At 36.3% G+C, this 26,920-nt stretch carries 32 protein-coding genes; 17 read left to right on the top strand and 15 right to left on the bottom strand.

The window, feature by feature from the left end:
- A partial coding sequence (locus ACIQ2X_RS02225; protein WP_396177247.1) for a heavy metal translocating P-type ATPase metal-binding domain-containing protein occupies positions 1-224 on the bottom strand: 224 nt, incomplete at its 3' end.
- A 105-nt stretch (positions 225-329) separates the two neighbouring features.
- Here ACIQ2X_RS02225 and ACIQ2X_RS02220 point away from each other — a divergent pair.
- Positions 330-1,010, top strand: coding sequence for a Crp/Fnr family transcriptional regulator (locus ACIQ2X_RS02220; protein WP_396177245.1), 681 nt, complete (start codon positions 330-332; stop codon positions 1,008-1,010).
- An 87-nt stretch (positions 1,011-1,097) separates the two neighbouring features.
- Here ACIQ2X_RS02220 and ACIQ2X_RS02215 read toward each other — a convergent pair whose 3' ends face one another.
- The 4 genes from ACIQ2X_RS02215 to def all read right to left on the bottom strand — a co-directional run bounded on the left by ACIQ2X_RS02215 (position 1,098) and on the right by def (position 3,843).
- The gene (locus ACIQ2X_RS02215) at positions 1,098-1,691 is read right to left on the bottom strand and encodes a hypothetical protein (protein ID WP_396177244.1); all 594 of its coding nucleotides are present in this window, start codon (positions 1,689-1,691) and stop codon (positions 1,098-1,100) included.
- A gap of 174 nt (positions 1,692-1,865) precedes the next feature.
- Complete coding sequence (mazG, locus tag ACIQ2X_RS02210) at positions 1,866-2,639, bottom strand: nucleoside triphosphate pyrophosphohydrolase (protein WP_396177243.1); 774 nt, start codon at positions 2,637-2,639, stop codon at positions 1,866-1,868.
- A gap of 78 nt (positions 2,640-2,717) precedes the next feature.
- Complete coding sequence (locus ACIQ2X_RS02205; RefSeq protein ID WP_396177242.1) at positions 2,718-3,206, bottom strand: DUF5606 domain-containing protein; 489 nt, start codon at positions 3,204-3,206, stop codon at positions 2,718-2,720.
- A gap of 46 nt (positions 3,207-3,252) precedes the next feature.
- Complete coding sequence (gene def, locus ACIQ2X_RS02200) at positions 3,253-3,843, bottom strand: peptide deformylase (RefSeq protein ID WP_396177241.1); 591 nt, start codon at positions 3,841-3,843, stop codon at positions 3,253-3,255.
- 175 nt (positions 3,844-4,018) lie between these two features.
- Here def and ACIQ2X_RS02195 point away from each other — a divergent pair, with 175 nt between their 5' ends.
- The gene (locus tag ACIQ2X_RS02195) at positions 4,019-6,232 is read left to right on the top strand and encodes an FUSC family membrane protein (RefSeq protein WP_396177240.1); all 2,214 of its coding nucleotides are present in this window, start codon (positions 4,019-4,021) and stop codon (positions 6,230-6,232) included.
- On the opposite strand, the gene ruvX is transcribed toward ACIQ2X_RS02195, so the two are convergent.
- A complete protein-coding gene (ruvX, locus tag ACIQ2X_RS02190) occupies positions 6,229-6,642 on the bottom strand; it encodes a Holliday junction resolvase RuvX (RefSeq protein ID WP_396177239.1) in 414 nt (137 codons plus the stop codon). The genes ACIQ2X_RS02195 and ruvX overlap by 4 nt on opposite strands.
- Positions 6,643-6,657: 15 nt before the next feature.
- A complete protein-coding gene (locus ACIQ2X_RS02185; RefSeq protein WP_396177238.1) occupies positions 6,658-7,785 on the bottom strand; it encodes a cysteine desulfurase family protein in 1,128 nt (375 codons plus the stop codon).
- 99 nt (positions 7,786-7,884) lie between these two features.
- Here ACIQ2X_RS02185 and ACIQ2X_RS02180 point away from each other — a divergent pair, with 99 nt between their 5' ends.
- Positions 7,885-8,883 (top strand): hypothetical protein, encoded by a 999-nt coding sequence (locus tag ACIQ2X_RS02180; RefSeq protein ID WP_396177237.1) that lies wholly within the window; start codon positions 7,885-7,887, stop codon positions 8,881-8,883.
- A 92-nt stretch (positions 8,884-8,975) separates the two neighbouring features.
- On the opposite strand, the gene ACIQ2X_RS02175 is transcribed toward ACIQ2X_RS02180, so the two are convergent.
- Together ACIQ2X_RS02175 and ACIQ2X_RS02170 are read right to left on the bottom strand one after the other, a co-directional pair.
- Positions 8,976-9,521, bottom strand: a complete 546-nt coding sequence (locus tag ACIQ2X_RS02175; RefSeq protein WP_396177246.1) for a Smr/MutS family protein — start codon at positions 9,519-9,521, stop codon at positions 8,976-8,978.
- Entirely contained in the window at positions 9,514-9,699 is a 186-nt protein-coding gene (locus ACIQ2X_RS02170; protein ID WP_396177236.1) for a hypothetical protein, read from the bottom strand. The genes ACIQ2X_RS02175 and ACIQ2X_RS02170 overlap by 8 nt, the downstream gene beginning before the upstream one ends.
- A 138-nt stretch (positions 9,700-9,837) precedes the next feature.
- On the opposite strand from ACIQ2X_RS02170, the gene ACIQ2X_RS02165 reads away from it, so the two are divergent.
- Together ACIQ2X_RS02165 and ACIQ2X_RS02160 are read left to right on the top strand one after the other, a co-directional pair.
- A complete protein-coding gene (locus ACIQ2X_RS02165; protein ID WP_396177235.1) occupies positions 9,838-10,119 on the top strand; it encodes a DUF2752 domain-containing protein in 282 nt (93 codons plus the stop codon).
- A gap of 20 nt (positions 10,120-10,139) precedes the next feature.
- Complete coding sequence (locus tag ACIQ2X_RS02160) at positions 10,140-10,457, top strand: CCC motif membrane protein (protein ID WP_396177234.1); 318 nt, start codon at positions 10,140-10,142, stop codon at positions 10,455-10,457.
- A 187-nt stretch (positions 10,458-10,644) separates the two neighbouring features.
- Here ACIQ2X_RS02160 and rocD read toward each other — a convergent pair whose 3' ends face one another.
- From rocD to ACIQ2X_RS02145, 3 genes are all read right to left on the bottom strand, one after another.
- Entirely contained in the window at positions 10,645-11,925 is a 1,281-nt protein-coding gene (gene rocD / locus ACIQ2X_RS02155) for an ornithine--oxo-acid transaminase (protein ID WP_396177233.1), read from the bottom strand.
- Between the two features lie 171 nt (positions 11,926-12,096).
- Entirely contained in the window at positions 12,097-12,507 is a 411-nt protein-coding gene (locus tag ACIQ2X_RS02150) for an OsmC family peroxiredoxin (RefSeq protein WP_396177232.1), read from the bottom strand.
- A 184-nt stretch (positions 12,508-12,691) separates the two neighbouring features.
- A complete protein-coding gene (locus tag ACIQ2X_RS02145; protein ID WP_396177231.1) occupies positions 12,692-13,741 on the bottom strand; it encodes a sensor histidine kinase in 1,050 nt (349 codons plus the stop codon).
- A gap of 128 nt (positions 13,742-13,869) precedes the next feature.
- Between ACIQ2X_RS02145 and rlmD the strand changes: the two genes are divergently transcribed.
- The 3 genes from rlmD to ACIQ2X_RS02130 are packed head-to-tail and all read left to right on the top strand — an operon-like array spanning position 13,870 to position 16,557.
- The gene (gene rlmD, locus ACIQ2X_RS02140) at positions 13,870-15,285 is read left to right on the top strand and encodes a 23S rRNA (uracil(1939)-C(5))-methyltransferase RlmD (protein WP_396177230.1); all 1,416 of its coding nucleotides are present in this window, start codon (positions 13,870-13,872) and stop codon (positions 15,283-15,285) included.
- A 41-nt stretch (positions 15,286-15,326) separates the two neighbouring features.
- Positions 15,327-15,869: a DUF6452 family protein gene (locus ACIQ2X_RS02135; protein ID WP_396177229.1), complete on the top strand. Its 543-nt coding sequence runs from the start codon at positions 15,327-15,329 to the stop codon at positions 15,867-15,869.
- Complete coding sequence (locus ACIQ2X_RS02130; protein ID WP_396177228.1) at positions 15,841-16,557, top strand: DUF6048 family protein; 717 nt, start codon at positions 15,841-15,843, stop codon at positions 16,555-16,557. Before ACIQ2X_RS02135 ends, ACIQ2X_RS02130 begins: the two co-directional genes overlap by 29 nt.
- 129 nt (positions 16,558-16,686) lie before the next feature.
- Here the strand turns inward: ACIQ2X_RS02130 and ACIQ2X_RS02125 are convergent, their stop codons facing one another.
- Both ACIQ2X_RS02125 and ACIQ2X_RS02120 read right to left on the bottom strand, forming a co-directional pair.
- Positions 16,687-16,920, bottom strand: coding sequence for a hypothetical protein (locus ACIQ2X_RS02125; RefSeq protein WP_396177227.1), 234 nt, complete (start codon positions 16,918-16,920; stop codon positions 16,687-16,689).
- 13 nt (positions 16,921-16,933) lie between these two features.
- Complete coding sequence (locus ACIQ2X_RS02120; RefSeq protein WP_396177226.1) at positions 16,934-18,127, bottom strand: class I SAM-dependent RNA methyltransferase; 1,194 nt, start codon at positions 18,125-18,127, stop codon at positions 16,934-16,936.
- A gap of 90 nt (positions 18,128-18,217) precedes the next feature.
- Between ACIQ2X_RS02120 and ACIQ2X_RS02115 the strand changes: the two genes are divergently transcribed.
- From ACIQ2X_RS02115 to ACIQ2X_RS02085, 7 genes are all read left to right on the top strand, one after another.
- Positions 18,218-18,982 carry a class I SAM-dependent methyltransferase gene (locus ACIQ2X_RS02115; protein ID WP_396177225.1) on the top strand — a complete coding sequence of 255 codons (765 nt, stop codon included), beginning with the start codon at positions 18,218-18,220 and terminating at the stop codon, positions 18,980-18,982.
- Between the two features lie 115 nt (positions 18,983-19,097).
- Positions 19,098-19,805, top strand: coding sequence for a ZIP family metal transporter (locus ACIQ2X_RS02110; RefSeq protein ID WP_396177224.1), 708 nt, complete (start codon positions 19,098-19,100; stop codon positions 19,803-19,805).
- A gap of 54 nt (positions 19,806-19,859) precedes the next feature.
- Complete coding sequence (murQ, locus tag ACIQ2X_RS02105; protein WP_396177223.1) at positions 19,860-20,675, top strand: N-acetylmuramic acid 6-phosphate etherase; 816 nt, start codon at positions 19,860-19,862, stop codon at positions 20,673-20,675.
- A 4-nt stretch (positions 20,676-20,679) separates the two neighbouring features.
- Entirely contained in the window at positions 20,680-20,895 is a 216-nt protein-coding gene (locus tag ACIQ2X_RS02100) for a DUF6095 family protein (protein WP_396177222.1), read from the top strand.
- 5 nt (positions 20,896-20,900) lie between these two features.
- Positions 20,901-21,473: a pentapeptide repeat-containing protein gene (locus ACIQ2X_RS02095; protein ID WP_396177221.1), complete on the top strand. Its 573-nt coding sequence runs from the start codon at positions 20,901-20,903 to the stop codon at positions 21,471-21,473.
- Positions 21,474-21,487: 14 nt separating this feature from the next.
- Positions 21,488-21,862, top strand: coding sequence for a DNA topoisomerase IV (locus ACIQ2X_RS02090; RefSeq protein ID WP_396177220.1), 375 nt, complete (start codon positions 21,488-21,490; stop codon positions 21,860-21,862).
- A 160-nt stretch (positions 21,863-22,022) separates the two neighbouring features.
- Positions 22,023-22,802 (top strand): TerC family protein, encoded by a 780-nt coding sequence (locus ACIQ2X_RS02085; protein ID WP_396177219.1) that lies wholly within the window; start codon positions 22,023-22,025, stop codon positions 22,800-22,802.
- 144 nt (positions 22,803-22,946) lie between these two features.
- Here the strand turns inward: ACIQ2X_RS02085 and ACIQ2X_RS02080 are convergent, their stop codons facing one another.
- Positions 22,947-24,923 (bottom strand): thiamine pyrophosphate-dependent enzyme, encoded by a 1,977-nt coding sequence (locus ACIQ2X_RS02080; protein WP_396177218.1) that lies wholly within the window; start codon positions 24,921-24,923, stop codon positions 22,947-22,949.
- Positions 24,924-25,300: 377 nt separating this feature from the next.
- Here ACIQ2X_RS02080 and ACIQ2X_RS02075 point away from each other — a divergent pair, with 377 nt between their 5' ends.
- Positions 25,301-26,251: an isopenicillin N synthase family dioxygenase gene (locus ACIQ2X_RS02075; RefSeq protein WP_396177217.1), complete on the top strand. Its 951-nt coding sequence runs from the start codon at positions 25,301-25,303 to the stop codon at positions 26,249-26,251.
- A gap of 138 nt (positions 26,252-26,389) precedes the next feature.
- Entirely contained in the window at positions 26,390-26,785 is a 396-nt protein-coding gene (locus ACIQ2X_RS02070) for a GxxExxY protein (protein ID WP_396177216.1), read from the top strand.
- Positions 26,786-26,920 lie beyond the last annotated feature (135 nt).

The raw sequence follows: 26,920 nt of genomic DNA, 5'->3' as shown, positions 1-26,920 counted from the left end.
TCGAGAATTTTCTCGTTGTCTAAAAAATCATACTTGCCATCAATGTCTAATGGCGACGCTCCAGGGGAATTTTCGAAATCATAATAACAGCCCAAATCGTTGCTACTAAAAATCTCATAGACGGTTTGACACCCTCTACAACAGAAATCTTTACTATCAAAAACGATTAAATCTGATTTTTTAATCTCTAATCCACAATGGAAACAACTTTGGGAAGTGTCCATAACTTTACTCATTTACCTGATGCAAATTTCTTATAAGTTGTTTAAGCAAACTATGACATTTGTCATATAAAAATTCTAAATTTGTGGGTCACTAAACAATGTGCTATGAGTAAATGTGAACAGTGTATCGTTAGAGAATTCAGCGCTTTGAAAACCCTTTCCAAAGACGAATTGATAACCATGTCCAATTGCAAAACAGCAATTACGATAAAAAAAGGCGAGGCCATTTTTTCGGAAGGTGAAAATGTAAACGGTGTTTTTTGTGTCAAAGAAGGCGTTTGCAAGATGACCAAACTAAGTGCAAATGGCAAAGACCAAATTGTAAAACTCACGCAAAAAGGCGAATTGCTAGGTCAACGTTCGTTAATTAGCGACGAGCCCGCCAACTTGAGTGCCATTGCCGTGGAAGACATGCAAGTTTGTTTTATTCCAAAAAGCGAAATTCTGGGTTTTTTTAATAAAAACAACAATTTCTCTATGAGTTTGATGAAGTCCGTTTGTGGCGATTTGAAAGACGCCGACGATACATTGGTTAATTTGGCGCAAAAAAACGTCAAAGAACGTTTGGCACAAACCCTCCTCTATTTAGAAGAAACTTTTGGGGTTTTAGAAGATAAATCTTTACGGTTGCAACTCTCTCGCGACGAAATTGCAAGCATCATTGGAACAGCTACCGAAAGTTGTATTCGCTTGTTATCCGAATTTAAAAAACTAGGTTTGATTGAACTTCAAGGCAAGAAAATCACGATTTTAGACAGAATGAAGCTAAAAAGAATTGTGGAGTAAATTGTTTTTAGATAGTTTCATAATAGCACGCGAAAGGATTCGTGCAGAAGCGGTGGTAAAAAAACAACTTTATAATTCCATTCAAAATTACTTCAACACTGATTTTGATTTTAAATCTTTCACCAATTTCTCATAAGCTCGAATCAACATCGAATTAGATGTTTTTGAAAAATTTACATCTCGATTATCGGTTGGTTTTCCTACCGAAGCAATCACCCTTTGCGAATAAATTACGGTTTCTGTGTTTAAATCGTAAATTTCAATACTAATTTGATTGCTTTTTTGTCCTCCATAATTAAAACGACCTGGCGTTAAGTCGATACTTCCAAAATCATTTCTGATCTCTTGGGCTTTGATATTGATGAAATAATCACATCCGGAACCTAACTTAATTTTATTCATCATCGTTTTATCCAGCGGAAAGTCCATTTTTGGAGGTAAAATTAATCCAGACGAAAGCGGACGAAACGAAAATCGATTTCCTAAAATAGTTTCAAAATCTTTAGTTGACTTCTCCACAAGTTTTTCTTGAACACCAGAAGGACTTTCAATAGTGTTTAGCAACCATTTGCCAATTGTGAAATTAACTCCTGTTCGTGGTTTTTGGTCGTCAAATCGGTACGATGTAAAACTGCATGAAGTGAAAATAAATGCAATAGTAAATAGTATTATTTTTTTCATAAGTATTAGAATACAATTATTTAAAGGTCTTTAAAAATAGAAGTTTTATTTTTACTTTAGAAAAGAAGCTGCTAAATTGCTTACAAATTAATTTCTGTCAAGATTTAAAACACATGGATTAAATCTAATAATTTTTAATCGTTTAAAAAATGGATTGTCGTTTTTAAATTAAACCTACATCCGCTTCGCCTCATTCCAAAAAACATCCATTTCTGCCAAGGTCATATTCGATAAGGACTTACCTAATTCAGCGGCTTTACTTTCCAAATATTGAAAACGTTTGATGAATTTTTTGTTAGTACGTTCCAGAGCGTCTTCAGGATTTATTTTCAAGAATCGGGCATAATTAATCATCGAAAAGAGTACATCACCAAACTCGGCTTCCATTTTTTCCTGGTTTCCAGCTTCAATTTCCTCGCGAAATTCTTGTAATTCTTCTTGCACTTTTTCCCAAACTTGTTCGGGTTCTTCCCAATCAAAACCAACACCTTTAACTTTATCTTGAATGCGAGAGGCTTTTACCAACGCCGGTAAACTCTTCGGAACGCCTTCCAAAACCGACTTTTTGCCTTCCTTCAATTTGAGCTTTTCCCAGTTTTGTTTTACTTCCTCCTCATTTGCCACAACCACATCTCCGTAAATATGAGGATGCCGACTGATTAATTTTTCGCAAATTTCGTTGCATACATTAGCTATGTCAAAGCTTTGAGTTTCGCTACCTATTTTGGCATAAAACACAATATGCAGTAAAACATCACCCAACTCTTTTTTGACTTCTTGCAAATCATTATCCAATATGGCATCGCCCAATTCGTAGGTTTCTTCAATAGTCAAATGCCGTAAGGACTGCATCGTTTGCTTTTGATCCCAAGGACATTTGGCACGCAAATTGTCCATAATATCTAATAATCGTCCGAAAGATTGGAGTTGAATTTCTCTAGTATTCATAAAAAATGATTTTGGTAAAAATAAGAAATCCTGTCAGGATAACTTCCCAACAGGATTAAATTTAAACGAATTTAGCAATTACTTTTTTGGTGCTTTTTTCTCTTTGGTAACTGGTTTTTCAACTGTTGTTTCTTCTTCGGTAGTTGAAGCGTCCAAAGTTGTAGCTTCCTCTTTTACAGGAACTTCTTTACTTACCAATCCTTTGGCTTGCAAAATATTGTACCAATTGATTACTTTTTTTACATCCGATGGATACACTCTATCTCTATCGTATTCTGGTAAAATTTCTTCAAAATAAGCCAATAACGTAGCATTGTCTTCTTTGTGCGAAATAGCTGGTCCTTCATTTTCTTTGACAGCAATGTTTCGCATTACTTCTACCAACGGTTTTTCTTCGGTATTGGTGTACATCGAAATTTCAGAAAGCAAACTCACGTTACTTCGCAATCCAACGGTAATTTTTTTTCCATCCGTCAAGGATTCGGCTACGAAACCCGAACGTGTTTGAACTTGTAACAAATATAATCCTGGCTTTCCAGCGATTGCTAATATTTTTTCTAACTTCATTTTTTTAATGTAAAGTGGTTATGAATTTATTTTTTACAAGAAGGCATTAGCTCCCTTTTTTTGGTGCTGCAAATTTCATTTTATAATCCGGACGCGTTTTGCCCTCCATTATATTAGAAAGCTTTTTCTTAATCAATTGTTTTTTTAACGAAGAAATTAAATCGGTAAATAAAATGCCTTCGATGTGGTCGTACTCGTGTTGTATTACTCGAGCAATCAAGCCATCGTAAACTTCTGTTTTTTTGTTGAACTCTTCGTCTAGATACTCAATGGTCACGGTTTCATGACGGTAAACGTCTTCACGAACCTCCGGAATACTCAAACAACCTTCGTTAAAACCCCATTCTTCGCCTTCTTCTTTCAAAATTTTGGCGTTGATGAACGTCTTTTTAAATGAGGCTAACTGCAACTGTTCTTCTTTAGGTAAATCTTCATCATCACTAAAAGGAGAGGTGTCGATGATGAAAAGACGAATTGGTAATCCAACTTGTGGTGCAGCAAGACCGACGCCATGTGCATTATACATGGTTTCATACATATTGGCAATGGTTTCCTTTAGTGTTGGATCGTTGACATCGATGTCCACGCCCACTTTTCGAAGCACTGGATCGCCATATCCTATTATGGGTAAAATCATTTTTAACGTATTAATTGATACTAGTTTAGCCTTTTATAACCTGATAGGCTTGTAATATTGGACGGCAAAAATAGTGAAAAAAGATAACAGATAACAGCCTTTTCGTAATATAGAAGCCATTTAATTTTATAATTTTATAAAACTTTAACAGCCAAAGACAATACCTTTGCAGTATATGTTTAAATCAGTTCAAAAATTTACGGCACAAACTCACTTTACTAGTGCACTCAAAATAACAGTTGCAGCGGTACTTCCCGTAATTTTCTTTGCATCCCTTGACAAGTTTGAAATCGGATTTTCGTTTGCCTTGGGAGCTATTTTGACCTATCCCAGTGACATTCCTAGTAATTTAAAGCACAAAATCAACGGTATTTTAGTTGCCATTTTAATCATTACGGTTGCAGCAGTAATGGTTAGCGTTTTGTATCCTTATCCCTTTTTTTTCTATCCTATTTTGGCTTTGGCGTTATTCTTCTTATCGATGATTTCTGTGTATGGTCAACGCGCCACTATGGTTTCATTTTCGGGTTTATTGTCGATCGCTTTGGCTACAGGCCATGTTCAGGAAGGGGTTTCCATTTTTATAAATGGTGGCTACATCATTGGAGGCGGACTTTTTTACTTACTCGTTTCGTTGATTTTTTATAAAATTAGACCATTTCGTTATGTTGAATTGGAAATTGCAGAATGCCTCAAACTGACTTCGAAATACTTAAAATTACGTGGGGATTTGTGGGATGCCAAAAAACCTCGGGAAAAAATAATCAAAGGGCAGTTGCTGTTACAAGTGGATTTGAATACCACACACGAAAACATCCGTGAAATTTTGATACGAAACCGTTCCAATTCCGGAGGTTCGAACCAAAACAGGAAAATGTTGCTGATTTTTGTTTCGCTAATCGATATTTTAGAATTGGCTTTGTCGACATCGTTCAACCATCAAAAATTCAATCAAAAGTTTGGCAATTATCCTGAAATTTTGAAAAATTACCAAAATTTGGCTTATAATTTGGCTTCGACATTAAAACGCATTTCGGTTTCCATTCAAGAAAATAAAAAGTATATTTCCCAGCACGAACTTTTTAACGACTTGGAAGTTTTGGAAAATGCCATATCAGAATATTCCAATAATGCTGATCTGACAGAAGCGCATGAAGGCGTGCTGATGCTGTCGAATATGCGGGATTATGTAGAACGCCAAATTGAGAAAATAAAAGTTTTGGAACGGGCATTTACCAATCCTATGGACAAGCTGGATACGAAAGGAATTGAGAAAGATTTGGAAAAATTCCTAACTCCTTTATATTACCCATGGAGTACGTTGCAAAATAACTTGAGCTTTTCCTCCACTATTTTCAGGCATTCGTTGCGATTGACGTTGACCATCTTAGCGGGAATTGTAATTGGAAATTTGGTTTCTGTCGAAAAAGTCTATTGGATTTTACTCACTATCGTTGTTATTCTTCGACCGGGTTATGGATTGACCAAGCAACGATCTTACGAACGGATTTTCGGAACGATTTTGGGTGGATTAATCGCTTTTGGTATTATCACACTTGTACAAAATCCGCTTGCCATAAGCGTTTTTGCCGTTATTGCAATGTTATTGGGCTTCACTTTTACGCAAACCAATTATAAAATTGGAGCCACATTTGTGACCATTTACGTAGTCTTTATTTATGCGATGCTGACACCAAATGTTCGCGATGTAGTGCAATTTCGTGTTATGGATACCTTGATTGGAGGATTTCTGGCCTTTGCGGCAAATTACTTGTTGTGGCCTGCTTGGGAATTTATGAATGTGCAGGTTTTTCTTCAAAAATCAATTAAAGCCAATTATGAATATTTGAAAGAGATTTCGATTTTTTACAACAAAAAAGGCGAAGTAACAACGTCTTATAAAGTTGCGCGGAAATTTGCCTTCATTGAAATTGGTAACTTGATGAATTCATTTCAACGGATGACGCAAGAACCTAAATCAAAGCAAAAGCAGTTGCCGCAATTGTATAAATTGGTAGAATTGAACTATTCGCTGGTTTCATCCGCTGCTTCATTGGGAACGTACATCCAGACGCATAAAACCACCAAAGCTTCTGAGGCTTTTAATGTCGTGATGGATACCGTTTGGAAAAACCTGCATGTGGCGATGGAAACCTTAGATGCTTCCGCAAAAAATCCTGTACAAACGGATCAAAAAACGGATTTGGAAGTGCGTTTTGTAGAACTCAAAAATATTCGATCCAAAGAAATCCGCGAAAACAGTGGTTCGGAAGCAGAATTTCAGTTGAAAATGCAAGAAGCACAGTTGGTTATCGAACAATTGATTTGGTTGACCAATCTCTCAGAAAGTATTTTGAAAGCTTCGCGAAAGTTGGCGGAGACGGATTAGAATTTCCTCCCCAAATAATCCTGCAACATAATTGTAGCCGAAATTTCATCAAGTAATGCTTTGTTTTGGCGTTGTTTTTTTTTCAAACCGCTGTCAATCATCGTTTGGAACGCCATTTTAGAAGTGAACCGTTCATCAACCCGAAGCAATGGCATTTCTGGAAAATTTTTTACAAATTCCAACACAAATTTCTCAATTATTGGAGCACTTTCAGAGGGTAAGCCATTCATTTGTTTGGGTTCGCCAATGAGGACTTTTTCTACTTTTTCGGTTGCAAAATAGTTTTTGAGAAAGTCAATTAAAGCTGGCGATTCAACGGTAATCAAACCGGATGCAATGAGTTGCATTTCGTCGGTAACGGCAATTCCGGTTCGTTTCAGTCCGTAATCAAGGGCGAGAATTCGGGGCATTTTTATGTTTTTAAATTACAACCTTGATAACACTTCAACTAAACTATCAATTTCTTTTTTAGTTGTAAAATGGCTAAAAGATATTCGCATCGACGGTTGAGCTACCTCTGTTTCGTTTAAAAATTCGGCCAATACATGCGAAGGTTTCGCACTTCCGGATTGGCACGCACTGCCGCGGGAAACAGCGATTCCTTTCATATCCAAATTGAACAGCAACATACTACTTTTTGACGCATCAAAAGGTAAACGAACATTCAAAATCGTATAAAAAGTAGTTTTTACGTCTCCATTAAATTGCACTTCTGGAATAGAACATAACAACTTTTCGACGGCATAATTTTTAATTTCGGCAATGTGTTTTTCATCGGAATCTAAGTTTTCGTAAGCCAGTTGCAACGCCTTTGCCATTCCTACAATATTGTGTAAGGATTCCGTTCCAGGTCGGACGCCTTTTTCTTGTTCGCCTCCATGAAAAATGGGTTGCAAGGCCAAACCTTTTCGGATAAAGGCAAATCCAATTCCTTTTGGCCCGTGGAATTTATGAGCACTCGCCACCATAAAATCAAGCGGGATTTCCTTCAAATCCAACTTCATTTTCCCCACCGATTGCACAGTATCCGAATGAAAATAAACGCCGTGTTGCTTGCAAATAGTGGCAATTTCAGCCAAATTTAAAACCGTACCTACTTCGTTGTTCACGTGCATTAAGGAAACGAGTGTTGGGATTTCTTGGCTGAGCAATTCCATCAAATGATTGATATCGATGGAGCCGTCCTTTTTAATTTTTACAAAATCAATTTGGATATTTTGGTCTTTTTGCAAAAATTCCACCGCATGCAAAACCGCATGGTGTTCGATTTTTGAAGTAATAATTCGTTTGACGTTTAAATGAACAACTGCATTGTGTAAGATCCAATTATTAGACTCGGTCGCACCCGATGTAAAAATAATTTCTTGAGCCGAAATGTTGAGCAATTGTGCGATGGTTTTTCGCGCCATTTCGAGCTTGCTTTTGGCAGAACGACCAAAACTGTGCGACGACGACGGATTGCCGTAATCATTTTGTAAAACAGTCATCATTTCGGCAGCGACTTCCGGACGTAAAGCAGTCGTTGCAGCATTGTCCAAATAAATTTTTTCCATGATGCAAAGTTATTAATTTTAGGTTTAACAAGGCTTTAGACTTTCGAGAATCTCAAATGCGAAATTTTTGTTTATTTTTGCTTCAAATTAAACTAAAAAATGAAACGATTTTTTGCTCTTTTACTTATAACACTAGTGCTTTCCGGTTGCGACGACGGCGATTTGACCCAAGTTTCATTTGATTTTGATGATACACTCGCTCAATCTTGTCCTAATGCTGACCCAAATAATTTTTTTATCTTTAAAACTCAAGATAAAAGAGCTTTGATTATTCAACTTTCAGAATCCAATTTTGTAAACGAACTTACGGCTGATGATCCTAATCCGCCGCTTCCTTTAGAAATTAATGGCTCTACTGTTCGGTTGATTTATCGAGAATATTCGGACGAAATTGATGAAAGTGCTTTTTGCTCTGTTGTGCCTCCCGCTAACCTTATGGTGCTGACGGAACGTGAGGCAACTGAGGGAAAAATTTCGATAACAACAACGGCCATCCGAACGTTACCAGATGCCAATGGAGCGACCCAGATTACCCACTTTTTACACACGTTGGTTTTCAGTGATTTGAAATTTAGTTTGGGAGATGAAAACAATCAAATCAATGAAGCGTTTACGCAAATCGCTTATCAAACTCCAGCAACTCCGTTTACCAATTTTGCGGGTCTTCCAAATGTTAATTCCTGCGAAGGCGAAGGTAACAATACTTTTTTATTCAAATATCAAAATGCACAAGCACTTGTTTTGGATTTATCGGATGCAGATGCTGCCTTTTTGTTTTCTGGAGCACCCGAAGTTAAACGGCGAGAGTTTTCGAGCACGACCATTTTGAGTCATTTGTTTTTCGATACGACCTTTGCTACTTTAAACAACGATTATTTTTGTGCCAATACACCGCCCGCTGCACCACCAATTTTAGAAACTTTTGTTGCAGAAAATGGTGTACCAGAAGTCAGTGGGATAATTGAAGTCACTTCTTTGGAATCAGATAACGGTTTTAAACACACGATTGTTTTGAAAAACGTACGTTTAGCCAAGGGAACTTTGAAAAGAGATTTAGGCAATGCCTTTATTTTTGGAGAATTTGAAACTACGAATTAAATTTCTTCAAGAAAGTAGTACATTTAAACTATAAACCCATTAAAAAATACATTTTAATGGGTTTTATTTTTGTGAAAACAAGTTGGTTTTTCTTACACATTTTGTTTAAAATACACTTCCGTGGCACCTGAACCATACTTTTGATAGTTGCCATCTTTAAAGGTAGCCGAATCATATCGACCCAATAAAAAATCGAGTTCGGCCTTTAAAACACCCTCACCTACTCCGTGAATAAAGACAATCTTGGGAATTCGGTTTCGGATGGCAAATTCTATATGACGTTGTGCCGTTTCGGTTTGCAAGGTTAAAATTTCGTAATTATTCATACCTCGAAAGTTTTTTACGAGTTTCTCGATGTGCAAGTCAAATTCAGGAACAGCAACTTCCTTTTTAGATTTTTTTTCTTTGACAAAAGAGCGGGGTTTTGGAATTTCTTTTTCTTTCAAAATTTGGGAAACATTCTGAACTGAAAGCCCCATTTTTAGCTCATCACTGTTGATTTTAAGCAATTCTTTACCGCTGAATTTTAACTCAAATCCATCGGTTGTAAGTACTGAAATTTGGTCGCCATTGACTGCAGTTACCGTACCGTCCATTGCATCATCAAGCACGGTTACTTTGTCGCCTTTATTAAACATCGTCTGATTCATTGGGATTTGAATTTTTATGCGGAATTCGCGCATTGAGTTTGAATAATAAAAACATAAAAACCACAATTGAAAGCGCTGTTAGATAAACATTTGGTGTTTCTTTACTTTGTTCATACAACAAAAAAGCAGCAGCAATGAGGAGTACGGGAATTAATAATTTTTTCATCGAAAAAGTTTTATAATTAAAAACGCTTTACAGAAAAAAGCCAATTTATGTTTCAAAAGTACTTAACTTAAAAATAATAACACAGAAAAAATCGAAAGTTTACATTTATTTTGTAAAATTGTAGTAAAAGAAACGATTTTGAAATTAGAAGATTTTATGATTCCTTGTATGAGTAAAAAATTGTTTGGCATAGACTGCCCAGGATGTGGTATGCAAAGAGCTTTTGTTATGGTTTGCAAAGGTGATTTTACCGAAGCCTTTCAAATGTTTCCCGCTATTTACACCACAATTCCGTTATTCATATTCATTGCATTGCACTTTATAGATAAGCGTCGGAATTACCACAAATTGATTGTTCCATTTGCCGTTGTAAACGCCTTTATAATGATTGTTGCTTACCTTTATAAATTAACCAATTAATAACCAAAATTATATTACACATGGAAAAACAAAAATTACCTAATGCAACCGTAGTCCTGATCCTAGGAATTTTTTCTATTATTACTTGTTGGGTTTACGGAGGTGGTCTTATCTTCGGAATTATTTCTTTAGTTCTTGCTAAAAAAGATAGTGCAATTTATAAAACTAACCCCTCAATTTATGATGGATATAGCAATGTTAAAACAGGGAGAATTCTTGCCATTATCGGTATAATATTGAGTATTATCACAATCTTTGCTGTAGGTGTAGTATTGTATTTAGGCGAAGAATTTATGACAAATTGGGTTGAAGAAATGCAAGCCGCACAAGGGCAATAGTTTTTATGAAGAAATTAAAAATCCGCTGTACAAATATGTATAGCGGATTTTTTTGTTGTTATAATTTTCCAAATAATTCATGTGTTTTTTTTAGCAAACCAACATTACGTTACAGAAATTAAATGCAAAAAACTCATTATCAAAAACTAACACTCTTGCAATAATACTTTGGTCTTGCCACTTAACACTATTTTTCGAACTCCTTTAATGTATCAATAATGATTTGTGTACAGTCGAGTAATTGCGCTTCGGTCATTACCAATGGAGGTGCGAACCGGATAATGTTTCCGTGTGTTGGCTTGGCTAAAAGTCCGTTGTCCCGAAGTCGCATACAAATGTTCCAAGCGGTGTCGCTGTCTTCTGTATCGTTGATTACCACGGCATTTAGCAAACCTTTGCCTCGAACTAATGTTGCAATATTGGAAGTATTAACGTATTCTTGCATTTTTTCTCGGAAAAAAACTCCCAGTCGACGTGCATTTTGTGCTAAATTTTCGTCTCTTGTTACTTCCAAAGCTGCCATAGCAACTGCAGCGCCAAGGGGATTTCCACCAAATGTAGAGCCGTGTTGTCCGGGTTTGATTACATTCATAATTGCATCATCCGCTAAAACAGCCGAAACGGGATACACACCGCCCGAAATGGCTTTACCTAAAATCAAAACATCCGGTCTTGCATAGGTTTCTTGGCGTTCGCAAGCATTTTCGCATGAACAATTTCCGCAAACTGCCAAAAGGGAACCGGTTCGAGCAATCCCTGTTTGAATTTCATCAGCCAGAAAAAGGATATTGTATTGGTTACATACATTTTTAACTTGCATCATATAGAGGTCATCCGGGGTAAAAACACCCGCTTCTCCTTGGATTGGTTCGACCAAAAACCCCGCTACATTCGAATTATTTTTTAAAACTTCTTCTAAAGCATTTACATCATTGTAAGGAATTGAAATAAATCCTTCTGTGTAGGGTCCGAAGTTTTTTCGAGCATTGGTATCGTTTGAAAAAGATATAATTGTAGTGGTACGCCCGTGAAAATTTCCATCAGCCACAATAATCAAGGCCTGATTTTCTGGAATACCTTTGACTTCGTAAGCCCATTTACGGGTAATTTTCAAAGCTGTTTCAACTGCTTCAGCCCCAGTATTCATTGGTAACACTTTATCGAAACCAAAATAGCTTGTCAGATATTCTTCGTAAGGACCTAGTTGATCGTTGAAAAAAGCACGAGAAGTTAGCGTCAATGTTTCGGCTTGTTTCACCATTGCATTCACAATTTTTGGGTGACAATGTCCTTGATTGACTGCAGAATAAGCCGATAAAAAATCATAGTATTTTTTACCTTCTACATCCCAAACGTAAACTCCCTCACCTTTACTCAAAACCACGGGAAGTGGATGGTAATTGTGAGCGCCATACTTATTTTCTAAATTAATAATTTCTTGTGAAGTGCTAGTGGCTAAAACTTCCATTTGATTCTGATTTTTATTTTAATATGTCTTTATTCCTACTTATGGGAGAGAAATCATCCCTATTTGTGCCAAATTTAGTAATTATTTAGTCAAAAAATGCGGATTTCGTAAATTTAAAAATCTCATTATGCCTGTTTCGGCACAATGAGATTTAAAATAAAATTGGATTCCCTACAAAAGTGTGGCTTCTGATGTAATTTTAGTGTCTATTAATCGGGATATTGGACAAGAAGTTTCTGCTTTAGTAACCAGTTCTTGAAATTCATCGTTGGTAATATCGTGTATTTTTCCGCGAACAGTTAAATGCGAACTTACCACGCTTCCGTCTTGAAAATCAATGGCACATTCTGTTTCAATGCTTTCAATATCATATTTTTTTTCGGTAATGTAAGCGGTCAATTGCATTGTAAAACAACCTGAATGTGCGGCTGCAATTAACTCTTCGGGATTGGTTCCTATGCCACTTTCAAAGCGTGTTTTAAACGAATATTGAGCATTATCCAATACTTTACTGTCGGTTGTCAATACGCCATTTCCTTCTTTTAATGTGCCTTTCCATAAGGCCGTTGCATTTCTTTTCATAGTAATTATTTTTTTTGATTCACTCAAATATAGTTGTAATCGCTTGAAATAAAAAGCGGTTTGGGGGAAGTTTAACAGCCAATTAAGCAGCGTTAAAAAAATCATCAGTAGGTAAGAGCTCTTTTTAAATAAAAAAAAACAGCACCAAAATTAATGCTGTTTATTGATTAAAATTTAAACTATTTTATCTGTACAATTTTAGCGTTATAGTGAACCGTACTCCGCGATTCGCTCCATCACTTTCCGCGGCAATGGTTCCGCCAAAGCGTTCTATAATTTGACGGGCGAGATAAACACCAGTGCTAGGTACGTAATCCGTATTTCTTTCACTTAAAAGGTGGAATTTACTAAAAATCTCATCCGCTTGTCGGGTTTCAAAACCTAGTCCGTTGTCGGAAATTTGTATCATCAACTTGCCTCGGTTTTTTTCTGTACTCATCTCAATTTTAGTCCCTTCCGGAGCGTGCTTGATTGCATTATCTACAAGATAACCAAGAGCTTGTATCAATAAGGTATTGCTAACTTTTAAGCGTACTCTGAATATCGTAATCTTGAAATTAATGGTTATTTTTTTAGCTTCTAATTGTGCAGTTCGTTTGAGCTTTACTTCTTCAAAAAGTTCTTGTAAGTTTACTTTACGGACTTTTATGGGTTGTTTATTGATCAATTCTTCTTGTACCAAAACTTCGACGTACGTATCTACAAAATTGATTTGCTGCTTTAGCGATTGTACAGCCGCTGTAGCTAAACTTTTTACTTCATCACTCGACGATTGGTTGTAAATAGTGGCAATAAATCCTTCAGTTTTCAATGTTTGATTTCTCAAATCAGTAGTCAATGCGTGGCACAATTCTTTTTTCTCAGTCAGCAATTTCTGATTCGAATGAATAATGTTTTGGATATTTTTGAGCATTACTCCCACTTCATCCGTGTAATCAAGAGGCAAGTTTGGAACGGTAAGACTGGTTTCGTATTCTAATAATGAAGTAGCTGCTTTTAGAACGGGCAACATTAATATTTTTACAATTATAGTCATCACTAAAGTACCCAAAACCGTCAGTGTCAAAGCGATTAAAAATAAATCTAACGGAGCAAAATAACTCTTCATGTAAATCACAAAAAAGAGCAATCCTATTATTGGAACAAAAATTCCTAAGAATGCAACAAACAAGAATTTAGCTACATAGCGGTTTTTTAAAAAGCTAATTTTAGAGAGTTGCGAATAGAGTTTCATGTCTTTATAAGATTGGTTACATTAAAATCCAGTGTACAAAAATCGTATAAATACTTTAATTTCGTTTCATTTTTAGAAAATATTTCAATTTATGAATTTAAAATCTAATAAAAACTTATTTTTGCCCCATGTCTAGAAAAAGTACCCCTAAAATTGTATTCAACCACGTAAAAGTTTTAGATGCTGGAGCCAAAGGGGTTTCGGTAGCCAAAGCACCTGATGGTAAAGTGGTTTTTATTCCCAATGTTGTTCCGGGAGATGTTGTTGATGTGCAAACCTTCAAGAAAAGAAAATCTTATTATGAAGGAAAAGCTGTTCGTTTTCATGAATTTTCAGCATTTCGGACGGAACCCGTTTGTGAACATTTCGGTGTTTGTGGCGGTTGTAAATGGCAAAACATGAAATACGAACAGCAACTGATTTTCAAACAAAATGAAGTGAAAAATCATTTGCAACGCATTGGAAAAATCGATCTTCCAGAATTTGAACCGATTTTGGGTTCATCAGCACAATTTTTTTACCGCAATAAAATGGAATTTGGTTTCTCAAATGCCCGCTGGATGACCGAGCAAGAACTCGACAGCACTGAAGAAATCGACAATAAAAATGCATTGGGTTTTCACATTCCAAAAATGTGGGATAAAATTTTAGACATCCAAAAATGCCATTTGCAGCAAGATCCTTCGAATGCCATTCGGAATGCCATTCGAAATTTTGCAATAGCCAATAACTTGGAATTTTTCAATCCCAGAAACCACGAAGGTCTTTTACGAACCTTGATGATTCGGACAGCTTCGACAGGTGAAATTATGGTTTTGATTCAGTTTTTTGAAGAACAAAAAGAAAATCGGGAATTGCTTTTAAATTTCATCACGGAACAATTTCCTGAAATTACTTCGCTGCAATACGTTATCAATGGAAAACCCAACGATACGATTTACGATCAAAAAGTACATCTGTACCAAGGTCGGGATTACATTTTGGAAGAAATGGAAGGTTTGCACTTTAGTATAAATGCCAAATCGTTTTACCAAACCAATTCGGAACAAGCCTATGAATTGTATAAAATTACCCGTGATTTCGCTGGATTAACAGGAAACGAAATTGTGTATGATTTGTATACCGGAACGGGAACCATTGCACAATTTGTTTCACGAAAAGCTAAAAAAGTAATAGGTGTTGAGGCTGTTCCTGAAGCTATTGCCGACGCAAAAGAAAATGCAAAACGAAACGGAATTTCCAATTGCGAATTTTTTGTTGGTGATATGAAAGTAGTTTTCAACGAAGCATTTATTGCACAACACGGAAAACCCGACGTTATTATTACCGATCCGCCGCGAGACGGAATGCACAAAGACGTAATCGAACAAATATTAAAAATTGCGCCAGAAAAAGTGGTGTATGTCAGTTGTAATTCGGCGACACAGGCAAGAGATTTGGCTTCGATGGACGAAAAATATATGGTAACTCGGGTACGACCTGTGGATATGTTTCCGCAAACGCATCACGTGGAAAATGTAGTTTTGCTGGAAAAACGCCGTTAAATTGTAAATTAAAAATCTAATTGGCACTTAAAAAAGTTGAAATGAAAAAAATAATTGCTGGTTTACTGTTTGTGAGTTTCTTTTTTGCCGCTTGCGAAAAAGATGATATCTGCGATCCCGCTACTCCTACTACACCCCGATTGGTACTAAAGTTTTTCAATAAAAATAATGTGTCTGTGGTGCGGCAAACAACTAAACTAAAGATAATTGGAGAAGGAGTTCTAGATAACAAACCACTTCTAAACCGCAGAGGAGAGACTACTTGGAACGATACAGTCGTCTATTTGCCTTTACGTGTCAATCAAAATTCGACTAAATACAGATTGATCTTAAACGCTGATGATAACGACAGTACCAACGATCGGACTGATATTTTAGAAATTAATTATATACAAAACAAAGTATATATTTCTCGTGCTTGCGGTTTTAAATCGTTATTTGATTTATTCGGAGATCCACTTCGAGATCCGTTTATTTTAAACAATGTACCAAATGTTACTGCGGGAAACTGGATCAGTGACATTGAGGTAATTCAATCCCAAATTAATGATGAAAATGAAGCACATATCAAAATTTTATTTTAGTACACTCTTGATTTTGTGCTGTTTTATGAGTCAAGCACAACGACAGGACAGCGTGGTCGTTCCTCCAAAAATAGAACGTTACGGTATTCGTGTGGGTGCTGATATTTCCAAAATTGCCCGAACTCTGTACGACAGCGATTACCAAGGTCTCGAACTTGTGGCTGATTATCGGTTGAGCAAAAAATATTTTTTAGCAGGCGAATTGGGTAATGAAAATAAAACTACGGACGATGACCAAATCAATTTTACCACAAAAGGAACCTATTTTAAAGTTGGTTTTGATTACAATGCCCACGAAAATTGGTTGGATTTAGAAAACATCATCAGTGTAGGTTTACGGTACGGTCTGAGTACTTTTAGCCAAGAAATCAACAGTTTTGAAATTTACAACCCCCATCCCTATTTTGGAGAAGATACTGAAACTCCTTCGGGGCAAAAATTTGACGGTTTATCCGCACAATGGATTGAAGTGGTGGCGGGTGTAAAAACAAGGGTTTTTGATAATTTCTTTGTTGGATTTTCAGTTCGTGCCAGCCGCTTGACGAGTAACCAAAAACCGGGTGGATTCGATAATTTATTTATTCCGGGATTCAACCGAACCTATGAGGGTGATTTTGGAGTAGGTTTCAATTATACCGTAACCTATTTTATTCCAATTTACAAGAAAAAAATTGAGAGGAAGTTGTAGGTTGTGGGTTGTATGTTTAAATAATGATTTAACATGTTCAAAATAAGTTCCACTCGAAACTCCCTATTGAAAACTAAAAACTCCCAACTCAACACTCCCAACTGTAAACTGAGACTGAAACTGAAAACTTTACTTTATTTCCTTTACATCCTTCATAAAAATCCATTTCATAAACATTTTATCACCTTCTTTTGTTTTAACGGCTTGAAATTGGGGAGCCAAAATAGTCCCTAAAACAAAGGCGGTTATTGAAATCCACATACCTTCTAGGTTGGTATAATTGGCCAACAAATACCGGACAATAATGAATAATGTTGCAAAACTGATCAATTGCAAGATAAATGCTTTTACTTTTAAACTCATAAGACGTTTTTTTTTATTCTTCTATTTGTGGATCCGAGCCTTCTTGGCGAACTGGCGAAGCAAATTTTGTACGTTTGCTTCCTTCGTAAATTTCATATTTTACCAATCGTGCTTCTAAACTTCCGTTGAACAATTTGATTTTTCGAGAAGGTTTCAAACCTACAAATTTCAAAGCTTCCAAGTTAGCCGTGATGAACCAAGCATTTGTGCCCGGATAATTTTGCTTAAACGTGTCGCCAATTTCTCTGTAAAAGCGTTCCATTTCGATGTCCAAACGCTCGCCATACGGTGGATTAAAAACCATGTGAAGCGGACCTTTTGTTTTCTTTTCGGTATCAAAAAAGTTTTGCTCCGAAATTTTTACGTAATCATCTAAATTGGCATTTTTAATATTGTCTTTGGCTTTTAAAACTGCTGATGGCGCTTTGTCGTAGCCTGTAATTGTATAATGAAATTCGCGTACTTTTTTCAAACAAGAATCTACTATTTGGTCAAACAAATCATTGTCCCAATCGTTCCATTTTTCGAAAGCAAACTCTTTTCGGTTGATGTTTGCCGGAATATTACAGGCTATCATTGCGGCTTCTGCCAAAATAGTTCCCGAACCACACATGGGGTCGATAAAATCACTTTTGCCATCCCAACCCGAAAGCAGCAATATTCCAGCGGCTAAAACTTCATTAATTGGAGCAATATTAGTAGCCGTTCGATACCCTCTTTGATGCAAAGAATTTCCAGAAGTGTCTAATGCAACCGAAACCTGCTCTTTGTCAATATGAATGTTAATTCGCAAATCGGGATATTGTTTATCAATACTTGGTCGTTGTCCAGTTCGCGTTCGAAACTGATCTACGATGGCATCTTTACATTTTTGGGCTACAAATTCCGTGTGATTAAAACGATCCGAATGTACCGTGGCATCTATTACAAAAGTCTGATTGGAATTGATAAATTTGGACCAATTTACGCCTTGAATGCCTTTGTACAAGGTTTCTTCATTTGTAGCTCGAAAAAAATAAATCGGTTTCAATATTTTCAATGCTGTTCGCAACGACAAATTGGCTTTGTACATAAAACCCTTATCGCCTTTAAAAGTAACCACTCGCACGCCTTGTTCTACATCCTGAGCGCCAAGTTGTATGAGTTCCTTTGCCAAAATATCTTCAAAGCCAAAAAAAGTTTTGGCCACCATTTTAAAATTTTCCATATTCAAATTACCCAAAAGGGAAACTGTTTTTTAATTATATTCTGCAAAAATAGACTAAATTTGCAGACTTGAATTAATTGAAATCGATAAATGTCTAAATTACCTTATTCCGAATCCGCAAAATCAAGTGCAACCGCAGAAAGTTGGTTCTCTTCATGGTTCGACACACCTTATTACCACATTTTGTACAAAGACCGAGACGACAAGGAAGCACAAACTTTTATGGACAACATTGTTCATTATTTGAATTTGCCCGAAGATGCTAAAATTTTGGATTTGGCCTGCGGAAAAGGTAGACATTCCATTTATTTAAACGAAATTGGATTTGATGTTACAGGAGTGGATTTATCCGAAAACAGCATTGCCGAAGCAAAAAAATTGGAGAACGAAAAACTGCATTTTGCCGTACACGATATGCGAGAAACTTGTAGTGAAAAATATGATGCCATATTGAATTTGTTTACCAGTTTTGGCTATTTCGAAAACGAAGATGATAATTTCAAGACGTTAAAAGCTATTCACGAAAGTTTGACGGAATATGGTTTTGCCGTAATCGATTTTATGAATGTTCACCAAGTTATTGAAAATTTGGTAGCAGAAGAACTCAAAACAGTAGATGGAATCGACTTTCACATTCAGCGAAAAGTACTTGATGGTTTTATTGTAAAAGACATTAACTTTGAAGATAAAGGCCAAGCCTATCATTTTGTCGAGAAAGTACGTGCTTTAACGTTGGAAGATTTTGCACAAATGATGGAAGAAGCTGGAATTTATTTATTGGATACTTTTGGCGATTACAAGCTGAAAAAATTTCATAAAAAAGAAAGTGAGCGTTTGATTATGCTTTTTAAGTAGAGTTTGGAGTTAAGAGTTTAGAGTATAGAACTTAGAGTATAGAGAACTGACGATCAACTGTTTATTTTTTTTATCAAAAGATAACCTCCTTTAAAATATTTTTTTTACAGAATTAATGATATGCATTCTTCCCTTATTATCGGTTTTAATTGGTTATGCAATTGCCTTATTTTTCACACCCAAAAAGAAGAATTATTTAAAACTGTTGATGGCTTTTAGTGGTTCGTTTTTGCTGTCGCTTACGGTAATGCATTTGCTTCCTGAAGTGTATCATTCCGCCGAAGATTCGCACGAACAATCCGCAGTAGGTATATTTATCATGTTGGGAATTTTGTTCCAAATAATTTTAGAATTCTTTTCTAAAGGTGCCGAGCACGGTCATGTTCACAGCCATGATACGTTTGAAAAAACACCGTGGCTGCTGTTCATCAGTTTGTGTATTCACGCCTATTTAGAAGGTTTTCCTGTCAGTAATCATGCTGATTTGGCGTGGGGAATTGCCATTCACCATTTGCCTATTGCCGTTATTTTGACCTCTTTTTTCTTGAATACTAAATTGCGTAAAACTGCCATTTTTATTTTTATGATTGTATTTGCATTGATGACGCCTTTGGGAACTTTGACGGCGAATTATGCGATTTTTTTCGACGAATACCACGCTCAAATAACGGCGGTTGTGATTGGCATTTTATTTCATATTTCGTCCAGCATCATTTTTGAAAGTAGCGAAAACCACAAGTTTAATTTAGCCAAACTATCGATGATTGCCATCGGAATTGTGTTGGCGTATTTTTTAGGAATTGATGCTCCACATGTACATTAAATTTCGATAGAATTAAGTAACTTTGGTCATTCGAAAATTAATGAATAAAGCCGCATGACATTCATCAAAACCACCGAGCAATCCTCTGCCTTCGACCATTTGGAACAAATGTCGGTTGCCGAACTACTTTTCAATATCAATGCGGAAGATAAAACGGTTCCGTTTGCCGTTGAAAAAGCGTTGCCACAAATTGAACTTTTAGTAAACCAAATTGTTGCTCAACTTCAAGCCGGCGGTCGGTTGTTTTATATTGGTGCAGGAACTTCTGGACGTTTGGGAATTGTAGATGCATCCGAGTGTCCTCCCACTTTTGGCGTTCCTTTTGATTTGGTAAATGGGATTATTGCAGGTGGAGACAAAGCCATTCGAAAAGCGGTAGAACGGGCCGAAGACGACCGAAATCAAGCGTGGATTGACTTGCAGCAGCAGCACATTTCCGCAAAGGATGTTGTTATTGGCATTGCAGCTTCGGGTACTACTCCGTATGTAATTGGCGGTTTGGAAAAATGCAATGAAAATCAGATTCTTACGGGAAGCATCAGTTGCAATGCAGGAAGTCCGCTTTCGCAAACCGCACAATTTCCCATAGAAGTAATTGTAGGTCCTGAATTTGTAACCGGAAGCTCTCGAATGAAAGCCGGAACTGCTCAAAAGTTGGTTTTAAACATGATTTCTACGGCAACAATGATTCGGTTGGGAAAAGTCAAAGGCAATAAAATGGTGGATATGCAGCTGAGTAACGACAAACTTGTAGAACGCGGGATTCAAATGATTATGGCAGAAATTGGCGTTTCGCACGACGATGCCAAGAAGTTACTAATCCAACACGGGAGCGTTCGAAATGCGGTAAATGCATTTTTAAAAATATAAAATTATGGACACCAAAAAAGAAGGGTTGAATAGAGGCGTTGTATTTGTAGCAAGTGCGGTACCGCTACTGTTTATTGGCCCAACGGTCATCCATTTTGCATTTATCAATCAGCAACAACCTTTGTATTGGGCTATTTTGATATTGGGAATTGCAATTTGTATTGGCGGTGTAATTTTGGCTTTCAAAGGATTGCTAAAAATTACTAATAGTTTATTTTAACGCAAATGAAAGACCTGATTCACCTCCATAAAAATTTTGACAAAGTCATTTATACGGGACAAAATGTATCTTCACGCGAATTTGAGAATTGTATTTTCAAAAATTGTGATTTTTCCAATACGGCTTTTCTTTCCTGTTCTTTTTTGGATTGTGAATTTACAGATTGTAATTTATCAATGTTAGGGCTTACGGGAACGAGTGTGAAAAATGTGATTTTCAAAAATTGCAAAGTACTCGGAATTGCTTTCCATACGTGTACCGATTTTTTATTCGAAGTAAATTTTGAAAACTGTATGTTGGATTTTACATCTTTTGCACATAAAAAAATGCCTAAAACACGTTTTATAAATTGTTCGTTGAAAGAAACCTCCTTTGCGGGAACGGTTTTAAAACAAGCTGTTTTTGACCAATGCGATTTGGAAAGAGCTGTTTTTAACGACGCCGACTTGTCTGGATGTGATTTTACAACGGCTTCAAACTACCAAATTAACCCAGAAAATACCATTTTAAAAAAAGCGCGATTTGGTTTGCAAGGCATTCCAGGATTGTTAGCACAATACGATATCAAGATTTTTTAGCCTTTACATACATTATGAAAAAAATTATTCCATTCGCATTCCTTTTTCTTTTATACTCCTGCTTTGAAACGCCAGAGCGAAAATGTGCTGATTTTAAAACGGGTACATTTAAATTCGAATTAGAAATCGACGGTGTCAAAAAAAGTACAACATTTGTTCGAACTGAAAATCAGGAGATTGACTTTTTTGAAGGAAAATCAGATACCTCTTCGATACGATGGATTAATGATTGTGAATACGTTATTCAAAAAATAAATCCGAAAAATCAAGCGGAGAAAAAAGCGGTTTCTATTAAAATTTTAAGCACGTCAAAAGACAGTTATACATTTGAATTTAACGTGGTAGGCAATGCCGAAAAACAAATAGGAACTGTGGTGAAGTTAAAATAAGTTGTAAGTTATAGGTTTTAGGTTATAAAAAAAATGATTTTAAAGACACTATCTTTGCGATTGCTCCTAAAAACGTACCACTTTAAACGCTACACTCCAAACTCTTACATCTAAACTCATTACTCTAAACATTAAACTTTAAACTTTAAACTCTTACAAAATGGAAGTATTTTTACAACCGGACGCTTGGATAGCCTTATTAACCTTGACGTTTTTGGAAATTATTTTGGGAATTGACAACATTATTTTTATATCCATTGTCACAGGAAAATTACCCGAAGAACAAAGAAAACGCGCCACGAGAATAGGTTTATTTTTAGCAATGTTTATGCGTATTGCAATGCTTTTTGGAATCACACTTTTGATTGCAATGAAAGAGCCTTGGTATACCTTCGATATCGGCTGGTTCAGCGGAAACATTACCGGTCAAGCCGTAATTTTACTTTTAGGAGGTTTGTTTTTGATTTATAAAAGCACCAAAGAAATCCACGAAAAAGTAGATCATAAAGGCCATGAAGAAGCTACGATGAAAAGTTCGGCTACAAAATCATTTGGCAACGTAATTTTTCAAATTTTGCTGATTGACTTAATTTTCTCTGTCGATTCGATTTTAACTGCGGTTGGTATGACCAATGGCGTTGAAGGTGCATTGTATATTATGATTACAGCGGTAGTAATTTCGGTTGGTGTGATGATGCTTTTTGCTGTTCCCGTAGGGAAATTTGTAAATGCAAATCCCTCAATTCAAATTTTAGGTTTGGCTTTCTTGATTTTAATTGGTTTTATGCTAATTACCGAAAGTATGCACTTGTCCGATGCGACCTTACTGGGCGAAAAAGTAGGAGCTGTTCCTAAAGGATATTTGTATTTTGCTATTGCTTTTTCTTTGGCAGTAGAAATGCTGAACATGCGAATGATGCGAAAAAAATCGTCGGACTAAAACGTATTTAAAATAGAGTTTAAACCGCATTCGTGTGGTTTAAACTCTTTTTTATGCTTTCAACCTCTAATTATAGTTTTTCAAAAAAAAAGGGAAACAGAATCATGTATTCTGTTTCCCTTTCTTTTTTTTATAATTCTTTATTTAATATGCTACCAATTCTTTCAAAGCTGCTTCAAATCGGCTTTTGCTCAAAAACTGGTCTTCCAAGGCTTTTGTAAAAGGAATAGGAGAATCTAAACTGGCCACTCTTTTCACAGGTCCATCTAAATATTCAAAACAATGTTCCATAATCATCGCCGAAATATCGCTGGCAATTCCTCCGAATAGTGTGTCTTCTTGCAAAATAATTGCTTTACCCGTTTTTTTCACCGATTCAAAAATGGCTTCGGTGTCCAAAGGTTGTAAAGTTCTCAAATCAAGTAAATCCGCACTGATTTCTGGATTATTTTTTAGCGTGTCCAAAGCCCAATGTACCGCTGCTCCAAAAGCAATAATCGTGACATTAGTTCCTTCTTTCAACAAAGCTGCTTTTCCAAACGGAATGGTGTAATAATTTTTAGGGACATCTTGGTGAACACTTCTGTACAATTGTTTGTGTTCAAAAAACATCACCGGATTCGGATCATTAATGGCGGTGTTCAGCAAACCTTTTGCATCAGCTGGAAAAGCAGGGTAAACCACTTTCAGTCCCGGCGTTTTGGTAAACCACGCCTCATTGGTTTGAGAGTGAAAAGGTCCCGCTTGAGTTCCTCCGCCACAAGGCATTCGCACTACTACATCGGCATGTTCCAACCAGCGGTAATGCGATTTTGCCAATAAATTGACAATCGGATTAAAACCTGTCGACACGAAATCAGCAAATTGCATTTCAACAATAGCTTTACAACCATTTATGGAAAGTCCCATTCCTGCAGAAACTACGGCGCTTTCGCAAATAGGGGTATTTTTTACGCGCTCTTTTCCAAATTGAGCCACAAAACCATCCGTAATTTTAAAAGCACCACCATATTCAGCAATGTCTTGACCCATGATTACCAAATTATCATGACGCTCCATCGACTCCCGCAAACTGTTAGAAATCGCGTCAATAAACCGGATATTTTCTATTTCTTCAGAAGCTTTAAATTCCTCGAAACTATACGGTTTGTACACATCGTTCATCTCGCCTTCATAAGTTGCCTCAATATCCGATTCGGCTTGAACCATAGCCCAATTTTCATCAATTTCTTTCTTAATATCGGCTCTTATGGACGCATCCAATTCGTCAGAAAGTACGTTTTCAGTTTTCAAAAAAGTGCCGAAATTTTCCACAGGATCTTTTGCCGCCCACATGTCCATTAATTCTTGCGGCACATACTTGGTACCACTCGCCTCTTCATGACCTCGCATTCTAAAGGTCTTAAATTCCAATAAAACAGGACGTGGCGTTTCAATCATCGAAGCTTTCAGTTCTGATAGTTTATTATAAACTTCTAAAATATTATTTCCATCAATAATGTGCGATTCCATTCCGTAACCTACGCCTTTATCGGCTAGATTTTCGCAACGGTATTGCTCATTTGTAGGTGTAGAAAGTCCGTAACCATTATTTTCAATAACAAACATCACGGGTAATTCCCAAACGGCGGCAATGTTCAAAGCTTCATGAAAGTCGCCTTCACTTGTGGCACCTTCTCCAGTAAAAACCGCAGTGATTTTGCCGTTTTTCTTTAGTTTGTTTGCCAAAGCAATTCCGTCAGCCACACCCATTTGGGGTCCAAGATGCGAAATCATTCCGATAATTTTGAATTCCTGCGTACCAAAATGAAACGACCGATCCCGACCTTTAGTAAAACCATTTGCCTTGCCTTGCCACTGCGAAAATAAGCGGTGTAACGGAATATTTCTTCCCGTAAAAACACCCAAGTTTCGGTGCATTGGCAAGATGTATTCGTCGGTATCTAAAACTGCAGTCACGCCACAAGCGATGGCTTCTTGTCCGATTCCGGAGAACCATTTGGAAACTTTTCCTTGTCGGATAAGAATCAACATTTTTTCTTCAATCAATCGGGGTTTTAAAATGCGCTTGTATAAATCAATCAGTTGTTCGTTACTTAAACTTTTTTTGTCGAAAATCATAATTCGTTGACTAGGTTGAGTTGTTTTTTTTAACGACCCAAAAATAGCAAAAAATAACAGTTTGGGGTCAAAATGTTATGGAATATTTATCACTTAGATCAGTACTTTTCGTGACATCAAAAATTATTTGGGCATCCCGCGTCGCGTCAAGTTTGCAAGCGTCTTTGAGGGTCAACTCGAAACTTCTCGAGACGCGTCGGGAAACGCCCAATTAAAAATAGAATTTTGTCTCTAGTTTAAAATTTACTAAAAAAAGGTGCACTTGAGATTACAAGATTGTTTATAACTTTTAAAATCCTAATCTCAATTAAATTAATACCTTTGTGTAAAAGAGGTAAAAACCTCAGCAAAGTTATTAACATTTATTTTTAAAGAGTATGCAAAATATTCCTAGTGTTGACTTGCGTGATTTCCTTTCGGGCGAACCGGAACGTAAACAAAAATTTGTAAATGAAATCGGAAAAGCATTTGAAGAAATTGGCTTTGTTGCTTTAAAAGGTCATTTTTTAGATGACCAATTGGTGGATGAATTGTATGGTGAGATTAAAAATTTCTTCGCCTTGCCTCTGGAAACCAAATATTCGTATGAAATTCCAGGAATCGGCGGCCAACGAGGTTACGTTTCTTTTGGAAAAGAACACGCCAAGGGTCGAAAAGAAGGCGATCTCAAGGAATTTTGGCACTTTGGTCAGTATGTGGACAAAGATTCAAAATGGGCTTCGGAATATCCCGATAATGTGGAAGTGAAGGAGTTGCCAAATTTCAATAAAGTAGGCAAAGAAGCCTACCAAATGCTAGAGAAAACAGGAATTTATGTTTTAAGAGCTTTGGCACTGCATCTTGGTTTGGATGAATTTTATTTTGATAAATATGCAAAAGAAGGAAATTCAATCCTCAGACCGATTCATTATCCCCCGATTACCCAAGAACCAGAAAATGCGATTCGTGCTGCTGCTCATGGCGACATCAATTTGATTACTTTGCTAATGGGTGCTCAAGGCCGCGGTTTGCAGGTGCAAAACCACAATGGCGAATGGATTGATGCCATTGCGGAACCAGACGAATTGGTAATTAATGTGGGCGACATGCTTTCGCGTCATACCAATAATAAACTGAAATCGACGATACATCAAGTGGTCAATCCGCCGAGAGAATTGTGGGGAACTTCCCGTTATTCGGTACCTTTTTTCATGCATCCCGTGAGCGATATGCAATTGGATTGCTTGGAAAACTGCATCGATGAAGAAAATCCGAAACTGTACGACGATATTAGCGCAGGAGAATTTCTGTACGAACGTTTGGTAGATTTGGGGTTAATTAAAAAATAAGTTTTACTTTTATATATTTGAAAAGACATTGAGTTTTGCTTGATGTCTTTTCTATTTTTAAATTTGAAATTTGGAACACCGATTAGATAAATGTAAAAATTGAGAAAATAAATTTAAACGCCAAACATTATTTTTTAAATGAAGAACTTTCCACATCAAGAACTGACGAAAAAGATTATTGGTATTTATTACGATGTTTATAATGAACTTGGGTATGGTTTTCTAGAAAGAGTCTACCAAAATGCAATGCTCATAGAATTGAAGAAAAGAGGTTATCAAGTTGAAAGTAATAAAAAACTCATAGTCTATTATAAAAAAGAAGTGGTCGGAGAATATATTCCCGACATTATTGTCAATGGCTTAATCATTCTTGAACTTAAAGCAGTTGAATACTTAATTGAAGTTCACGAAAATCAAATTTTAAATTATTTAAAAGCAACAGACTGTGAAATTGGCTTGGTCCTGAATTTTGGTAAAGACCCACAATTTATAAGAAAAATTTTTACAAATGATTTTAAGAAAAATAGAATTTGAGGATTTTGAAAGACAAAATATTTTTTTGCAACACAGATTTGATAAATTTTTAAAATTGAAAAAATTTAAAACATAATATAATGTTTCTCTGATTTTTAAAATCTTTGTTCCATAAAAACAATAATTTTATAGAAT

Source organism: Flavobacterium sp. (assembly GCF_044368625.1).
Classification (GTDB): domain Bacteria; phylum Bacteroidota; class Bacteroidia; order Flavobacteriales; family Flavobacteriaceae; genus Flavobacterium.
The sequence above is the reverse complement of the archived record's forward strand: the minus strand, read 5'-3'. Positions and strand labels throughout refer to the sequence as shown.

What these genes read in the sequence shown, in the direction of transcription:
- ACIQ2X_RS02145 (WP_396177231.1), bottom strand. Translation starts at nt 13,741, where the DNA reads ATGAAACTCTATTCGCAACTCTCTAAAATTAGCTTTTTAAAAAACCGC.
- ACIQ2X_RS02075 (WP_396177217.1), top strand. Translation starts at nt 25,301, where the DNA reads ATGCAAAATATTCCTAGTGTTGACTTGCGTGATTTCCTTTCGGGCGAA.
- ACIQ2X_RS02100 (WP_396177222.1), top strand. Translation starts at nt 20,680, where the DNA reads ATGGACACCAAAAAAGAAGGGTTGAATAGAGGCGTTGTATTTGTAGCA.
- ACIQ2X_RS02090 (WP_396177220.1), top strand. Translation starts at nt 21,488, where the DNA reads ATGAAAAAAATTATTCCATTCGCATTCCTTTTTCTTTTATACTCCTGC.
- mazG (WP_396177243.1), bottom strand. Translation starts at nt 2,639, where the DNA reads ATGAATACTAGAGAAATTCAACTCCAATCTTTCGGACGATTATTAGAT.
- ACIQ2X_RS02120 (WP_396177226.1), bottom strand. Translation starts at nt 18,127, where the DNA reads ATGGAAAATTTTAAAATGGTGGCCAAAACTTTTTTTGGCTTTGAAGAT.
- ACIQ2X_RS02115 (WP_396177225.1), top strand. Translation starts at nt 18,218, where the DNA reads ATGTCTAAATTACCTTATTCCGAATCCGCAAAATCAAGTGCAACCGCA.
- ACIQ2X_RS02170 (WP_396177236.1), bottom strand. Translation starts at nt 9,699, where the DNA reads ATGAAAAAATTATTAATTCCCGTACTCCTCATTGCTGCTGCTTTTTTG.
- ACIQ2X_RS02205 (WP_396177242.1), bottom strand. Translation starts at nt 3,206, where the DNA reads ATGAAGTTAGAAAAAATATTAGCAATCGCTGGAAAGCCAGGATTATAT.
- ACIQ2X_RS02135 (WP_396177229.1), top strand. Translation starts at nt 15,327, where the DNA reads ATGAAAAAAATAATTGCTGGTTTACTGTTTGTGAGTTTCTTTTTTGCC.
- ACIQ2X_RS02215 (WP_396177244.1), bottom strand. Translation starts at nt 1,691, where the DNA reads ATGAAAAAAATAATACTATTTACTATTGCATTTATTTTCACTTCATGC.
- ACIQ2X_RS02185 (WP_396177238.1), bottom strand. Translation starts at nt 7,785, where the DNA reads ATGGAAAAAATTTATTTGGACAATGCTGCAACGACTGCTTTACGTCCG.
- ACIQ2X_RS02080 (WP_396177218.1), bottom strand. Translation starts at nt 24,923, where the DNA reads ATGATTTTCGACAAAAAAAGTTTAAGTAACGAACAACTGATTGATTTA.
- ACIQ2X_RS02160 (WP_396177234.1), top strand. Translation starts at nt 10,140, where the DNA reads ATGGAAAAACAAAAATTACCTAATGCAACCGTAGTCCTGATCCTAGGA.
- ACIQ2X_RS02130 (WP_396177228.1), top strand. Translation starts at nt 15,841, where the DNA reads ATGAAGCACATATCAAAATTTTATTTTAGTACACTCTTGATTTTGTGC.
- def (WP_396177241.1), bottom strand. Translation starts at nt 3,843, where the DNA reads ATGATTTTACCCATAATAGGATATGGCGATCCAGTGCTTCGAAAAGTG.
- ACIQ2X_RS02175 (WP_396177246.1), bottom strand. Translation starts at nt 9,521, where the DNA reads ATGTTTAATAAAGGCGACAAAGTAACCGTGCTTGATGATGCAATGGAC.
- ACIQ2X_RS02095 (WP_396177221.1), top strand. Translation starts at nt 20,901, where the DNA reads ATGAAAGACCTGATTCACCTCCATAAAAATTTTGACAAAGTCATTTAT.
- ACIQ2X_RS02070 (WP_396177216.1), top strand. Translation starts at nt 26,390, where the DNA reads ATGAAGAACTTTCCACATCAAGAACTGACGAAAAAGATTATTGGTATT.
- murQ (WP_396177223.1), top strand. Translation starts at nt 19,860, where the DNA reads ATGACATTCATCAAAACCACCGAGCAATCCTCTGCCTTCGACCATTTG.
- ACIQ2X_RS02180 (WP_396177237.1), top strand. Translation starts at nt 7,885, where the DNA reads ATGAAACGATTTTTTGCTCTTTTACTTATAACACTAGTGCTTTCCGGT.
- ACIQ2X_RS02195 (WP_396177240.1), top strand. Translation starts at nt 4,019, where the DNA reads ATGTTTAAATCAGTTCAAAAATTTACGGCACAAACTCACTTTACTAGT.
- ACIQ2X_RS02150 (WP_396177232.1), bottom strand. Translation starts at nt 12,507, where the DNA reads ATGAAAAGAAATGCAACGGCCTTATGGAAAGGCACATTAAAAGAAGGA.
- ACIQ2X_RS02125 (WP_396177227.1), bottom strand. Translation starts at nt 16,920, where the DNA reads ATGAGTTTAAAAGTAAAAGCATTTATCTTGCAATTGATCAGTTTTGCA.
- ACIQ2X_RS02220 (WP_396177245.1), top strand. Translation starts at nt 330, where the DNA reads ATGAGTAAATGTGAACAGTGTATCGTTAGAGAATTCAGCGCTTTGAAA.
- ACIQ2X_RS02085 (WP_396177219.1), top strand. Translation starts at nt 22,023, where the DNA reads ATGGAAGTATTTTTACAACCGGACGCTTGGATAGCCTTATTAACCTTG.
- rlmD (WP_396177230.1), top strand. Translation starts at nt 13,870, where the DNA reads ATGTCTAGAAAAAGTACCCCTAAAATTGTATTCAACCACGTAAAAGTT.
- ruvX (WP_396177239.1), bottom strand. Translation starts at nt 6,642, where the DNA reads ATGCCCCGAATTCTCGCCCTTGATTACGGACTGAAACGAACCGGAATT.
- rocD (WP_396177233.1), bottom strand. Translation starts at nt 11,925, where the DNA reads ATGGAAGTTTTAGCCACTAGCACTTCACAAGAAATTATTAATTTAGAA.
- ACIQ2X_RS02110 (WP_396177224.1), top strand. Translation starts at nt 19,098, where the DNA reads ATGATATGCATTCTTCCCTTATTATCGGTTTTAATTGGTTATGCAATT.